The organism is Mesorhizobium sp. BR1-1-4 (genome assembly GCF_020165375.1).
Classification (GTDB): Bacteria; Pseudomonadota; Alphaproteobacteria; order Rhizobiales; family Rhizobiaceae; genus Mesorhizobium; species Mesorhizobium australicum.
Genome location: NZ_JAIUIB010000003.1, coordinates 518,791 through 531,496 on the forward strand (window position 1 = coordinate 518,791; position 12,706 = coordinate 531,496).

At 62.2% G+C, this 12,706-nt stretch carries 11 protein-coding genes and 1 tRNA gene; 8 read left to right on the forward strand and 4 right to left on the reverse strand.

Annotated elements, in window-relative coordinates; genetic code table 11:
• Positions 1-350 precede the first annotated feature (350 nt).
• The 3 genes from LB571_RS08695 (at position 351) to LB571_RS08705 (ending at position 2,604) form a co-directional block, all read left to right on the forward strand.
• Entirely contained in the window at positions 351-1,004 is a 654-nt protein-coding gene (locus tag LB571_RS08695; RefSeq protein WP_224593724.1) for a hypothetical protein, read from the forward strand.
• A 687-nt stretch (positions 1,005-1,691) separates the two neighbouring features.
• On the forward strand, positions 1,692-2,195 hold the full coding sequence (gene rnhA, locus LB571_RS08700; RefSeq protein WP_224593727.1) for a ribonuclease HI: 504 nt from the start codon (positions 1,692-1,694) through the stop codon (positions 2,193-2,195).
• A 151-nt stretch (positions 2,196-2,346) separates the two neighbouring features.
• A complete protein-coding gene (locus LB571_RS08705; RefSeq protein ID WP_224593729.1) occupies positions 2,347-2,604 on the forward strand; it encodes a hypothetical protein in 258 nt (85 codons plus the stop codon).
• A gap of 56 nt (positions 2,605-2,660) precedes the next feature.
• Here LB571_RS08705 and LB571_RS28865 read toward each other — a convergent pair whose 3' ends face one another.
• The 3 genes from LB571_RS28865 to LB571_RS08725 form a co-directional block, all read right to left on the reverse strand.
• A complete protein-coding gene (locus tag LB571_RS28865; RefSeq protein ID WP_411969685.1) occupies positions 2,661-4,043 on the reverse strand; it encodes a DUF6538 domain-containing protein in 1,383 nt (460 codons plus the stop codon).
• Between the two features lie 87 nt (positions 4,044-4,130).
• Positions 4,131-4,206, reverse strand: a tRNA-Phe gene (locus LB571_RS08720).
• A 172-nt stretch (positions 4,207-4,378) separates the two neighbouring features.
• Positions 4,379-5,251, reverse strand: coding sequence for a helix-turn-helix domain-containing protein (locus LB571_RS08725; RefSeq protein ID WP_224593732.1), 873 nt, complete (start codon positions 5,249-5,251; stop codon positions 4,379-4,381).
• Between the two features lie 104 nt (positions 5,252-5,355).
• Between LB571_RS08725 and LB571_RS08730 the strand changes: the two genes are divergently transcribed.
• The 5 genes from LB571_RS08730 (at position 5,356) to LB571_RS08750 (ending at position 11,567) form a co-directional block, all read left to right on the forward strand.
• The gene (locus LB571_RS08730; RefSeq protein WP_140660714.1) at positions 5,356-6,627 is read left to right on the forward strand and encodes an ABC transporter substrate-binding protein; all 1,272 of its coding nucleotides are present in this window, start codon (positions 5,356-5,358) and stop codon (positions 6,625-6,627) included.
• Between the two features lie 94 nt (positions 6,628-6,721).
• Positions 6,722-7,582, forward strand: coding sequence for a carbohydrate ABC transporter permease (locus LB571_RS08735; protein WP_015316252.1), 861 nt, complete (start codon positions 6,722-6,724; stop codon positions 7,580-7,582).
• On the forward strand, positions 7,579-8,415 hold the full coding sequence (locus LB571_RS08740) for a carbohydrate ABC transporter permease (RefSeq protein ID WP_015316253.1): 837 nt from the start codon (positions 7,579-7,581) through the stop codon (positions 8,413-8,415). Before LB571_RS08735 ends, LB571_RS08740 begins: the two co-directional genes overlap by 4 nt.
• Before the next feature lie 8 nt (positions 8,416-8,423).
• Entirely contained in the window at positions 8,424-9,503 is a 1,080-nt protein-coding gene (locus LB571_RS08745) for an ABC transporter ATP-binding protein (RefSeq protein ID WP_224593736.1), read from the forward strand.
• 36 nt (positions 9,504-9,539) lie between these two features.
• Positions 9,540-11,567, forward strand: coding sequence for an aldo/keto reductase (locus LB571_RS08750; RefSeq protein ID WP_140790426.1), 2,028 nt, complete (start codon positions 9,540-9,542; stop codon positions 11,565-11,567).
• 17 nt (positions 11,568-11,584) lie between these two features.
• Here the strand turns inward: LB571_RS08750 and LB571_RS08755 are convergent, their stop codons facing one another.
• Positions 11,585-12,460 carry an AraC family transcriptional regulator gene (locus LB571_RS08755; protein ID WP_140614689.1) on the reverse strand — a complete coding sequence of 292 codons (876 nt, stop codon included), beginning with the start codon at positions 12,458-12,460 and terminating at the stop codon, positions 11,585-11,587.
• Positions 12,461-12,706: the final 246 nt, after the last annotated feature.

The window sequence follows — 12,706 nt, forward strand, 5'->3', positions numbered from 1 at the left end:
AGCCCGGTCGATTGCAGCCATGCCTGACGTGCCTCTAGGGGCCGGTAGCGGGACCGTACGGGGCAAGACGATGATCCCCGGCCGAACCATAGACTGGCAGCGGACTTGCACACGGGACCGGCGCACTGCCGGACGTGCAAGCACCGCATCAGCCGCCAATCCGGATTAGCTCCCGGAGCGGAAGCGGAACCAAGGGGTCATCCCCGAGGGGGAGCCGTGAACCGGGCAGGTCAGGACGACACCCGGCGGCAAAGACACAATCAACAAATCGATGGTCGGGAAGTCCCGGCCGTTTTCAACTCTTCCGTCCCTCTGTGCTTAGGGGCGGATACAAATATTAGGAGAATTGAATGCGAACATGTCGCGCTGCACATTGCGGCGCACCTACATCTTCCCGCTTCAGCCCGCACTGTCGGCGACACAAGAGCCGACTGCGGCGCCAGGGCGATGTCGAGCAGACTGCCATCAGGCAGAGTGAGCTTGCGCTCTACGTCTCCCTCGTCCGGGAGCGCATCGCCAAGAACGCCCACAATCCCCTTTGGGGCCACTTGGATGCCCGGTGGGCTGCTCTGGCGACCTCGGCAAAGAACACCGCTGGCAACCGGGTTCAGAGCCGATACCAGCGGCAAGCGGCGCATGAGGTGCTGAACCTCGACGCCGAATGCTCTGCACGGGACATAGCCGTGACTGCGATGGCGATGTTCCTGTTCTGGAGCGAGAGACCGGAGCGGTTCCTGTCCGACGCTGCCTTCCGCCTTCAGCTCGTGAAGCGGGTCCGGTCGCTCTCCAGTAGGCACTCGGGGCTCCGCTACGATCACCGCACGGGCAAGCAGGAGCGCGTTTACCGGGAGCTTAGTCCCAAGGCGGGCATGATCGTTGCCCGTGACCTGACCGCCGCCTTCGGGGGCGCCGGATTACAACTCGCCGAACTCGAAAAACGTGACCAAGAAAGGAAACAAGCAATGACCGACGAAATCAACCAAGCCCTCCGGGAGCTGGTGTGACTGCCATTGAAAGTAGGAGGGACAGCTAGGCGTTGGAGTACTTTGAAGAGGTACTCGACCGAAAGACCGGAGAGCTTGTCCGGATTAGCAAAGGTGAATGGATCACTATAACCGAGATGGCGACAAGCTTCGGAGTTGGCAAGAGGAAAGCGCGAGCCATTCTCCGAGAGATGGGCGTTCTACAGATTGAAGACCGTGGTGGTCATTGTAGACAGCGCCTTGCACGTTGGGTCGTCCAACGTGGATGGGGGAAGCGACACGAGCCCAAAGGCCGATACCCGTTCGACGTAATCGGTCCTGAAGCGCAACAGTGGATTGCTGAACGCTGGGTCGAGACAGTGGACAAGCTTCACGCCAAGACCTTGGAGGGGGAGGGCGGGTCGGCCGCTTATGCCCTTCAGCAGTTCAAAGCCGGACGGTTATACCCCATGAGAACCCAGCACGAAATCTGCTGGTTGATTGACCACTTTCCGTCTCTGTCACAGTCGGAAATCGCTTCCATTGTTGAAGTCAGTCAGCAGCTTGTCAGCAAGTTTGCCGGGATACGGCAAGCCCAGCGAGACAGGTGGCACGAGTGGCAGCGGATTGCTGCCTAGATCAGACCACCGAGTGGGTAGGCGTGACGTACATAGACATATTACCCAAGCCCACAACACCTTCAATACATGTCCCACGAGGAGTAAACGTATGAGCACTTTTACCGAGGGGTCTTCAGGCCCCCGGCTCGTCGTCCATTGCGACGGCGCCTGTATTGGCAACCCCGGTCCAGGTGGCTGGGCTGCAACCATCAAACTCATGGACCGCGATCAGGAGATCAGCCGGACAGAGGTCGTCGGGTCGGAACCGGCGAAGACGACCAACGTCCGTATGGAAATGAGCGGAGCCATCGGAGCCCTCCGCGCACTTCCGGAAAACGATGGCACCCCCGTCGCAGTCTTCTGCGACAACGAGATGGTAAGCAAGGGGATGAACGAATGGCTCTCGGGCTGGATTGCCCGAGGGTGGCGAACGGCGGCCAAGAAGCCTGTCAAAAACGTGGACCTTTGGGAGGAGCTTGCCGCGCTTGCCACCGGCCGCACGATCACTTGGCATTGGGTGAAAGGCCATGCCGGTGACCCTTACAACGAGGAGGTCGACGCGCTTGCTAATGCCGCTGCGGTACAAGCTCTGCAACAGCCCCAAGGCGGCTAACACCCGAAGAGTAGTATGTATCAGCCCCCGGCGCAGCGATGTGCTGGGGCATCATGCAGGCATCCATTTCAAGCCGCTTGCAGCCATGCTAGACTGTTCCATTAGCGACAGCTATCCTTCCCTAGGCGTTTCGTGGGAGAGGGGTTTCAAAATGCTATTCACTTATATGGCACGGATCGTGGCCGTGCTCGCCTTGGTGCTTGGTGTAATGCAGATCGCGGTGGCGTTCTCGTTCGCTGACAATCCCGACGCGCTGTCACGGTACACGGGCCGCTCGTCGGCCGGCTCTGTCATTGACCGAGCTGTTTTCGCCCTACTGCTTTCTATTGCTCTGGGCACCCTTTCGGAGATCAGCCTATCGCTGCGGCGTCGTCGGAATGACAAGAGCGTTCCATCCGATCGCGTTTGAGCGGGTCTCCATCCGGCAGCGCCACTCAAACCGCGTCACCGGACATTGAACAACGGCTATCGGCGCTTGCCAGCAACACCGAGCGCGGCCTTGAGCCCGCGTTCGGCTACCTTGAGGCGAGCGTCAAGGCCACCGTAGCGTTCGCTCATGCCCCCGCTGGAATGCCCCAATATCAGGTTCCGGTCAAATTCACTCACGCCGGCAAGCGTTAGGCGATCTTCCATGCGATGCCGGAGAGAGTGGACAACGATCTTGGGATCGTCGGTGATCGCGCGGACGTGCTTCATAAGAGAGGCCGACGCGGTATCAGCGCCGCGCAACCGGCCGTAACTGGAGAACAGCGCAGGCCCCTTGCCAGCGGCTTTGACGGCCTCTTGTGCTGCCTTTAGCGCGTCACCGATCAATGGCACCAATCGGACCGAACCGGCGGTCTTGAGGCGCCTGTGGGGATGCGGAACAAGGTTGATGTGGGGGACAGCATTGTCCAACACCACGTCGGGAAGGAGAAGTCCCGTTACCTCGCCAAGACGGCATCCCGACCCTTCGAGAATCCGCCATATGCGCCATAGGTCCTCTCCAGCGTGTGCCGAAATGCGTTTCCGGAGTGGGGCGATCATCGCTTCCGGTACGGGCTTCCGCTCATCGCGGGCTGCTGTCGCTGCTGCATCCACCCCTCGAATGGACAGGTTCTGGAACGGGTTTGACATGGCGTCCCGAAGGCCGAACTCTGTCATGCCGAGATTGATGAGCGCGGTAAGGTCGTTAATATAGCGACGAACCGTCGCCTTCTTGACGTTGCGGTCACGCTCCAGGTGGTCCCTAACGTTTCGGGCGTCCTCTCTGGTTAGGCTCGTCAACGCCCGGTCCTTGCCGATAGACGCTCCGGCCAAATGCTCCATTGCGCGGTTAAGTCGGGCCGTCTTCGCGGTCTCGTTTATGTCACCCCGGACGCGCTCCTCCAGATAGAGTTTCCTGGCATCCTCGATTGTGGGGGCAGGGCGAGACAGCATCCCGCCGCTGGACAAGATAGCCACGGCGCGGCCCTCGACCTCCTCCCCTGCCTCGTCACTCCGCCTAGACAGGAAGCTCTCTCGGATCACGTCGATGGCGTCCGGGTCGCTACCGGGCAGCGAACGGCCCCCGATGTGGACGGTCATGGCCGACAGTTCTCTCGCCCGCAGCTCTGCCCTTCGGTGCACCTCAAGGGGCGTAGCGCCGGCAGGGGACGACGAATTGTCCCCCCTACGCGCATCCCCCACCACTCTTTCAAATTCGGCATTGACCTTCGGGTAATTGCGGAGAGCCTCTCGCTCTGTAGAGCCAAGCAGGCGCTTGAACTCATTCTTCCCGACGAGCGCAGCTACGTCTCGTGGGAGCCTTCTCCGGTAATGCCAAGTGCCGGCCTTAGTCTGGACTACGTGCTTCAATATCAGCCCCATTGTGGACCTCCGGTGTACCGGAATGTGGACCGCTAGGAAACGCCAAGCGCTGAAATCGTTGAGAAATACGGCTTTCCGGGAGGGGAATGGTGCCCAGAGGCGGATTCGAACCACCGACACGCGGATTTTCAGTCCGCTGCTCTACCAACTGAGCTATCTGGGCCTGTTCCGGCTAACGAAAACTCGCGCTCCGGATTTCATGAAGGCACCGTGGGCGCCCCTTGAAAGCGCGTGGGTTATAGCATGGGAATCCGGCCTGTCCAGCGCCCAGATGTGGATTTCCCGCAGGAAAAGAAATGTCGCCCGATGGGTCGGTTTCCATGTCGTGCGCCCGCCTATCTGGCGCTTGGCAGCCCCTTGCGGAAGTCGGATGGGGTCATGCCGGCCAGCTTGCGGAAGGATTTGTTGAAGGCGCTGAGCGAGCCGAAGCCCGAGTCCATGGCGACCCGCAGCACATTGGCGTCCTGATGCATCAGAAGCGCCTGCGCGTAGCTCAGCCGCAAAAGGTTGACATATTCGTTGAGCGTCATGCCGGTTGATTTCTTGAACAGGCTCATGGCGTATTTGGGGTGGATATCGGCCGCGGCCGCTATGTTCATGCAATCGATCTCGTAGAGGAAATTTTCGGCGATGAAATCGCACATGCGCCCGACATTGCGTGAGGACTGCTGGTCGAAGGGGCTGCCCGCCTCCTGCCCGGCGGCGTTTTCCGGCACCAGCCGATAGGGCTCGAACCGCACCCGCTCCAGCCGCAGCAGGAGTTCGTTGACGGCATGCTCGGTCTTGGCCGGGTCGCCCGAACGGGCGTAGCGGTTCCAGCGGGCGAAATTGTCATTGTCGGATTGATCGGTGGCGCTGGTCACCAGCGTCGCGCCCGTCATCAGCCGGTGGCGTATATCCGCCGGCAGGTGCAGCCGGAAGAAATGCACCAGCGGCAGGTGCGCGCCGGCATAGACGGCGTCGTCGCTCAAATCGTCCATCTGGTGCGGCAGGCCGCCCCAGAACAGGCACATCTCGCCGGCCGAGAGCGAGATTTCGTGCTCGTTCATGCGGTAGTGGACGGAGCCGCGGACGATGAAATTCACCTCGACCTGGGCATGCCAATGCGGCTTCAGCATCACCAGCGGATTGGTGTGGAACATCTGCAACAGCAGCGGCAGGCCTTCCACACTGCTGGCACCAGGCTGGTAAAACGGCCGTTCGGGCATCTTACTTTCCGCCAATTTCGTATTCCCTTTGTCCGGGACAGGCCTTTGCCGGTGCCTAGTCTAGCCAGGCTCGCAGAGAGAGCAAATGAAATGGGAGGATTTCAATGCGCATCACACTGTCCTGCGCCGCGCTCGCGCTTGCCTTGGGCTCAGCCCCGGCCTTCGCGCAATCCGGCGAAATCACCATCTGGAGCTGGAACATCGCCGCCTCGTCGCTGAAGGCAACGGTTGCCGGTTTCAACAAGGTCCATCCCGACATCAAGGTCACGGTCCAGGATCTCGGCAACCAGCCGACCTATGACAAGTCGATCGCCGGGTGCGCGGCCGGCGGCGTCGGCCTGCCCGATATCGTGACCATCGAGAACGGCGAGGCCGAGAATTACTGGAGCCAGTTCCCCGACTGTTTCGTCGACCTGCACACGTTGGGCTACACGGCGGAAGACCAGAAGAAATTCCCCGATTTCAAGCGTACCGAACTCGAAGTCGGCGACAAGGCCTATGCCATGCCGTGGGATTCCGGCCCGGTCGCCGCCTTCTATCGCCGCGACTTCTATGAAAAGGCTGGCGTCGATCCGGCATCGATCAAGACCTGGGACGATTTCATCGCCGCCGGCAAGAAGATCCAGGCCGCCAATCCAGGGGTCTCGATGACCAATGCCGATTTCAACGGCGACAGTGAATTCTTCCGCATGATCTCCAACGAACAGGGCTGCGCCTATTTCGCCGAGGACGGCCAGTCGATCACGGTCAACCAGCCCAAATGCGTCGACGCCATGACCAAGGTCAAGGAGATGAAGGACGCGGGCATCGTCTCGTCGGCCGATTGGGGCACCAAGATCACCAACAACACCGCCGGAACCGTCGCCACCCAGGTCTATGGCGGCTGGTACGAAGGCACCATCCGCACCGAATCGGCCGGCGAAAACGGCAAATGGGGCGTCTACCTGATGCCAAGCCTGACCGCGGACGGGCCGCATGCCGCCAATCTCGGCGGCTCGTCGCTCGCCATCACCTCGGCGTCGAAGAACAAGGAAGCGGCGTACGAGTATTTGAAATACACGCTCGGCACCAATGAAGGCCAGATCACCATGCTGAAGGAGTTCGGCCTCGTCCCATCACTGGTCTCGGCCCTGAACGACCCTTACGTCAGCCAGGGCCAGCCCTACTGGGGCGGCCAAGCGGTGTGGAAGGATATTCTGGGCACCTTGCCCAAGGTCGTTCCGAGCCGCGGCACGCAGTTCCAGAGCGATGCCGAGATCATCGTGCGCGCCGTGCAGACCAAATACCTCGCTGGCGGATATCCCGACGCCAAGGCGGCACTCGACGATGCCGCCAGCCAGATCGCCTCGGCGACTGGGCTGCCTGTCAAGTCCTGAACTCCCAGGACGGGGTCCGGGACGGCAGCTATGTCGTCCTGGACCCGCCGCTTGCACGCTTGCTTTCAACACCAGGGATGAAGGAGGACAAAAGATGCGCGCCCGCAATGCCACGGCCTATCGCTTCCTTACGCCCTATCTCCTGATCTTCGCCATCTTCTGGGTGTGGCCGATCATCTCCTCATTCCTGATCTCGTTCCAGGCGACGCGCACCGTGCCGTGGCGCTTCGCGCCCGGTTTCAACTGGGGCCGGCTGGTCGGCGACCCCGCCTTCTTCAACGCGCTGAAGAACACGCTGCTCATCCTCGTCATTCAGGTTCCGGTGATGATCGCGCTGGCCATGGTGATGGCGGTGCTTCTGAATTCGCCGCTGCTCAAGGCGCGCGGCCTCTACCGCTTCGCCTTCTTCGCCCCGGTGGTGGTCGGCGAGGTCGCTTATTCGGCGGTGTTCCGGCTGATGTTCAGCCTCGATTTCGGGATCGTCAACAAGCTGCTGAACAGCATCGGCCTGCCCAAGGTCGACTGGTTTTCCAATGTCACGCCGGCCATGGCTCTGATCATGATCGCGGTCACCTGGCGCTGGGCCGGCTACAACGCCATCATCCTGCTGGCCGGCATGCAGTCCATTCCCGAGGATGTCTACGAGGCAGCGACGCTCGACCGGGTGAGCAAGCTCAAGCAATTCTTCTACATCACCCTGCCGCTGTTGAAGCCGGTCATCGTCTTCTGCGCGGTGCTGTCGATCATCGGCACCATGCAATTGTTCACCGAGCCGTTCCTGATCACCGAGCGCGGCGGGCCGGGCGGCGGCACCGAGACGCTCGGTCTGCTGCTTTACCGCCAGGGCTTCCGCTCGCTCAATTTCGGCTATGCCTCTGCCGTCGCCTACACCATGGCCGGGCTGGCGATCGCCATCACACTGGTGCAGCTATGGCTGACGAGGGAACCGAAATGAGCTCGCTCTCATCGGCAAGACTGAAACGAAGCATCGCACTGCACCTCTTCCTGACGCCGCTGGCGCTGATCTGGTTGTTTCCGCTGTGGATGATGGTGGTGTTCTCGACCATGCCCGACAATGGCATATTCAGCCCGGGCATCGAACTGCTGCCGCGCGGCAATTTCGTCGACAATTTCAACAATCTGCAGCGCGACACAGACTTCGTCGGCGCCATCGTCATTTCCGTTTGCGTGGCGGTGACCTACACCGTCTTGTCGGTGCTGTTGACCTCGATGGCCGGCTGGGCGCTGGCCCGCTACCAGTTCTTCGGTAAAAGCGTGGTCGTGGCCATCATCCTGGGCACCATCACGCTGCCCTATGCGGTGGTGCTGATCCCGCAATTCATCATGGTGGCGCGCGACTTCAAGCTTGCCAACACCTGGGTGGCGCTGATCGTGCCGCCGCTGTTCAATTCGCTGGGCGTGCTGTTCATGCGCCAGAGTTTTTCGATGATGCCGGACGATCTGTTCGATGCCGCCCGCGTCGAGGGCGTCAAGGAGTGGCGGATATTCGTCTTCATCGCCCTGCCGCTGGCGCGGCCGATGCTGGCGGCGCTCTGCATCATCCTGTTCCTCGCCTCCTGGAACAACTATCTGTGGCCACTTCTGATCAACAGCCAGCCGGGTTCGATGACAGCACCCGTGGCGCTCGGCACGCTGATCGGCCTGACCAAAGTGTCGTGGGGCGGCATCATGGCGGGCGCGGTCATGCTGACCGTGCCGATGCTCGTCGTCTTCGTGCTCCTGCAGCGTCATTTCATCGCCGGCATCGCCGCCGGCGCGGTCAAGTAAGGGGCAGAATGGCAACCGTTATCCTCACCAATGTCGCCAAGCGCTTCGGCGCGTTCGAAGTCGTCCACGGCGCCAACATCGACATCGCCGACGGCGAGTTCGTCGTCTTCGTCGGCCCGTCGGGCTGCGGCAAGTCCACGCTGCTCAGGATGATCGCCGGGCTGGAGGACATCAGCGGCGGCGAGATCGCCATCGACGGCAAGGTGGTCAACGATGTCGAGCCGGCCGACCGCGGCATCGCCATGGTGTTCCAGTCCTACGCGCTCTATCCGCATATGAGCGTCGAGCAGAATCTCTCCTTCGGGCTGCGCATGACCGGCAACCCCAAGGCCGACACCGAGCGGCGGGTGAAGCGCGCGGCCGAGATCCTGCGCATCAGCGAATTGATGGATCGTCGTCCGAAAAAACTTTCTGGTGGCCAGCGCCAGCGTGTCGCCATCGGCCGCGCCATCGTGCGCGAGCCGCAAGTGTTCCTGTTCGACGAGCCGCTCTCCAATCTCGATGCCGAACTGCGTGTCCAGATGCGGGTCGAGATTTCAAGGCTCCACAAGGAACTCGGCGCCACCATGGTCTATGTCACCCACGACCAGACCGAGGCGATGACGCTGGCCGACCGAATCGTCGTGCTGCGCGCCGGCCATATCGAGCAGATCGGCAGGCCGCTGGAGCTCTATGACAATCCCGACAATATGTTCGTGGCCGGCTTTGTCGGTTCGCCGAAGATGAATTTCATCAAGGCCCATATTGTCGGGCGTGATGAAAAAGGGGTCGTGGTCGAGCTGGCCGGCGAGGAGAAAACCCGCATCACGCAACCGTTGAAATGCGCAGGGCCTGAACTGGGTAGCAAAGTCATCGTCGGCGTGCGGCCGGAACATTTTGGCAGCGCCGGTGAAGGCGACGCCGACCTCACCGCCGCCATCGACGTGGTCGAGCACCTCGGCGGCACGAGCTTCCTCTATGCCCGAACGACCCATGGCGAGGATGTGGTGATCCAGCGCGACGCGGCAAAGGTTCCCGACACCTCGGAGGTCACCGTTTCCATCCGCAAATCCTACCTGTTCGACGAAAAGGGGCTGCGGCTGCGCTGACCGGCCGCCCCTTTCCAAGCCCGCAAGGAGAATTACATGACTGCATCAACGCCCATTCGCTGGGGGATTCTTGGGCCGGGCGGCATCGCCAAGGCCTTTGCCGGCGGCGTCGCCGGTTCCCGCACCGGGAAACTGGTCGCCATCGGCGCGCGCAACCCCGGCAAGCCGGGTCTGGCCGAGAGCTTCCCCGGCGCCCGCATCCTCGACGGTTATGACGCTCTTCTCGCCGATCCGGAAATCGACGCGGTCTATATCGCGGTCCCGCATCCCGGCCACGCGCAATGGGCGATCCGGGCGGCGGAAGCCGGAAAACATGTGCTTTGCGAAAAGCCGCTGGGGCTGACCGCGTTCGAGGCCGACGCCATGATGCATGCGGCGCGGAAGGCCGGCACTTTTCTCGGCGAGGCCTTCATGTACCGTCTGCACCCGCAGACGCAGCAACTGGTGGGCCTGGTCAAGTCCGGCGTCATCGGCGAGATCAGGATGATCAAGTCGAGCTTCGGCTTCGCCATGCCTGATTTCATGCCGGAGCACCGGCTCTATGCCAACGACCTCGCCGGCGGCGGCATCCTCGACGTCGGCGGCTATCCCGTGTCGATGGTGCGCCTCATTGCCGGCGCTGCCGCGGGAAAGCCATTCGCCGAACCCGACAAGGTGGTGGGCGGCGCCCACCTTGGCCAGTCCGGCGTCGACGAATGGGCCTCCGCTGTCCTGCATTTCCCCGGTGGCATCGTCGCCGAGGTTTCCTGCAGTATCTCGCTGAACCAGGACAACGTCCTGCGCATCTTCGGCACCAAGGGCCGCATCGAGGTGCCGGACTTCTGGTTCGCCGGCGGCGACCGCGATGTCGGCCTCGGCCGGATCGACGTGATCGGCGCCGACGGCGCGCAAGAGACCATCAGCGTCAACGAGAAGCGCCATGTCTATTCCTTCGAGGTCGATGCCGCCGGCGAGGCGATCCGCGCCGGGCGACAGGAATTCGCCTGGCCGGGGATGGGCTGGGCCGACAGCCTCGGCACCTTGCGCGTGCTAGACAGATGGCGCGCGGCGGTGGGGCTGGAGTACGAGATCGAGAAGGCCTCGCTGCGCACCAACACCATCTCCGGCCGACCTCTGCGGCCCGGCGGCACCGCGATAGGCAAGCGCACCATTCCGGGCCTGCCGAAACCGACCTCCGTGGTGGCGCTCGGCTTCGAGGATTTCCGCACCTTCTCCTCCGGGTCGATCCTGCTCGATGCCTTTTTCGAGGCTGGCGGCAATCTGTTCGACACCGGCTACGTCTATGGCGGCGGCTACACCGAGACGCTGCTCGGCCAATGGCTGAGAAACCGTGGCGTGCGCGAGCAGTCGGTGATCATCGCCAAAGGCGCGCACTCGCCGCTCTGCTATCCCGACGTGATCGCAAAGCAGCTTGCCCAGTCGCTCGACCGTCTGCAGACCGACCATGTCGACATCTATTTCATGCATCGCGACAATCCGGACGTGCCGGTCGGCGAGTTCGTCGACGCCATGGACGCGGAGGTCAAGGCCGGGCGTATTCGCGGTCCCTTCGGCGGCTCCAACTGGACGATGCAGCGCATGGACGAGGCCATTGCCTATGCCGAGCGCACTGGCAAGCAGAAGCCCGGCGCGCTCTCCAACAATTTTTCGCTGGCCGAAATGCTGGAGCCGATCTGGGCCGGCTGCATCACCTCCTCCACCGACGACTGGAAAGCCTGGCTGACATCCAGGCAGATGCCGAATTTCGCCTGGTCGAGCCAGGGACGCGGCTTCTTCACCGACCGCGCCGGGCGCGACAGGCTGGACAGCGAGGAACTGGTGCGGGTCTGGTACTCCGAGCGCAATTTCGGCCGCCGCGACCGGGCGATCGAACTCGCCGCCAGGCTGCGCAAGAGCCCGATCCATATTGCGCTGGCCTATGTCCTCAACCAGCCTTTCCCATCGGTCCCGTTGATCGGGCCGCGCACGCTGGGCGAACTGGACGACAGCCTGCGGGCGCTGGACATCGCGCTTTCGCCGGCCGAACTCGAGTGGCTGGACGGCGGCAGCCTGCACGCGGCCTGATTAGGTCTCAAGCGGCGTCAGGTCTCGTCGTCCGACACCTTGGCGCCGCGCCTGGCCGGCGTTCGCAAGCTGGCATACATGCCGGTGGTGCGGAACTGGCTGGGCGTCGTGCCGTAGAGGCGGCGAAAGACCTTCGAAAAATAATTCGCATCCTCGAAACCGCATAGAATTGCCACTTCCTTCACCGGCAGGAAATCCGCCTTGGTCAGCAATTTCGCCGCCCGCTGCAGCCGCTGCTGCAGCACGAACTCGGCGGGCGGCAGGCCTTCGCTTTCGGCGAAGCAGCGCGAAAAATGAGCCCGGCTCAGCCCGCTGATCTGGACCAGGTCCGCCACCGGCAGGGCTTTGTCGAGATTGGCGTTGATATGATCGATGACCGGCTGCATGGCACTCTGTTTTTCGGCAAAGGCGTGCGAGCCGAACACATCGTCGTAGAGCGCCATCGCCGCCTCGTAGGCGATGGCCGAAGCAGCGCCTGGAGAAGCGGCCCCTTTGATAAGACGCAGACTGCAATCGGCGAGATGATCGATCGTCGCCGGCTGTAGCCGAAAGACCGGTCCCGACACGTCGAGGATCGACTTGTGGACGCGCAACGCTTCCTCACCGTTCATCGAGATCCAGAAATATTCCCAGCGCTCGCCCCTGGCCAGCCAGTAGCGGTGGTTGTGCGGCACCAGCACCAGCAGCGTATCGTTCGTCTGCAGGCGGTAATCGCGGTTTTCGTAGCGCAACCGGCCGGTACCGCCGATCGTATGCTGCAGGACGGTGAACGGTGTCTGACCGCGCTTTCGCCCGTCCCAGTCATAGGTCACGTCCTCGCGCACCTCATAGCCCGTGCTCGTCGGCATGGCATGCAGGCGCTGGCGGCCGCGCGGCAGCGAGACGGTCCGCATCGACTCTCCGTTGGCGATCAAATCCCGCAGCACAAAATTACCCCTGAAAGCATAATCCTTCTCTGGTCGCGCCCGCGAATAAGCGCATAATCGCGCCTCGACGAACGCGAATAGCCCGCGAACGAGGAGCGGGCGGGAGGAGAGAAAAGCCGGATTCCGGCTTGAATGGCATGCGCCCAAAAGGCGTGTGGCCATCTTTCTTCCCTTGCTGCTCCTTGCCTAGCATTCGATTGGACCGAGGTGAAG

Coding starts and splice junctions, on each gene's coding strand:
- LB571_RS08755 (WP_140614689.1), bottom strand. CDS start 12,460: ATGCGGACCGTCTCGCTGCCGCGCGGCCGCCAGCGCCTGCATGCCATG.
- LB571_RS08725 (WP_224593732.1), bottom strand. CDS start 5,251: ATGCCCGAACGGCCGTTTTACCAGCCTGGTGCCAGCAGTGTGGAAGGC.
- LB571_RS28865 (WP_411969685.1), bottom strand. CDS start 4,043: ATGGGGCTGATATTGAAGCACGTAGTCCAGACTAAGGCCGGCACTTGG.
- rnhA (WP_224593727.1), top strand. CDS start 1,692: ATGAGCACTTTTACCGAGGGGTCTTCAGGCCCCCGGCTCGTCGTCCAT.
- LB571_RS08745 (WP_224593736.1), top strand. CDS start 8,424: ATGGCAACCGTTATCCTCACCAATGTCGCCAAGCGCTTCGGCGCGTTC.
- LB571_RS08735 (WP_015316252.1), top strand. CDS start 6,722: ATGCGCGCCCGCAATGCCACGGCCTATCGCTTCCTTACGCCCTATCTC.
- LB571_RS08705 (WP_224593729.1), top strand. CDS start 2,347: ATGCTATTCACTTATATGGCACGGATCGTGGCCGTGCTCGCCTTGGTG.
- LB571_RS08740 (WP_015316253.1), top strand. CDS start 7,579: ATGAGCTCGCTCTCATCGGCAAGACTGAAACGAAGCATCGCACTGCAC.
- LB571_RS08695 (WP_224593724.1), top strand. CDS start 351: ATGCGAACATGTCGCGCTGCACATTGCGGCGCACCTACATCTTCCCGC.
- LB571_RS08730 (WP_140660714.1), top strand. CDS start 5,356: ATGCGCATCACACTGTCCTGCGCCGCGCTCGCGCTTGCCTTGGGCTCA.
- LB571_RS08750 (WP_140790426.1), top strand. CDS start 9,540: ATGACTGCATCAACGCCCATTCGCTGGGGGATTCTTGGGCCGGGCGGC.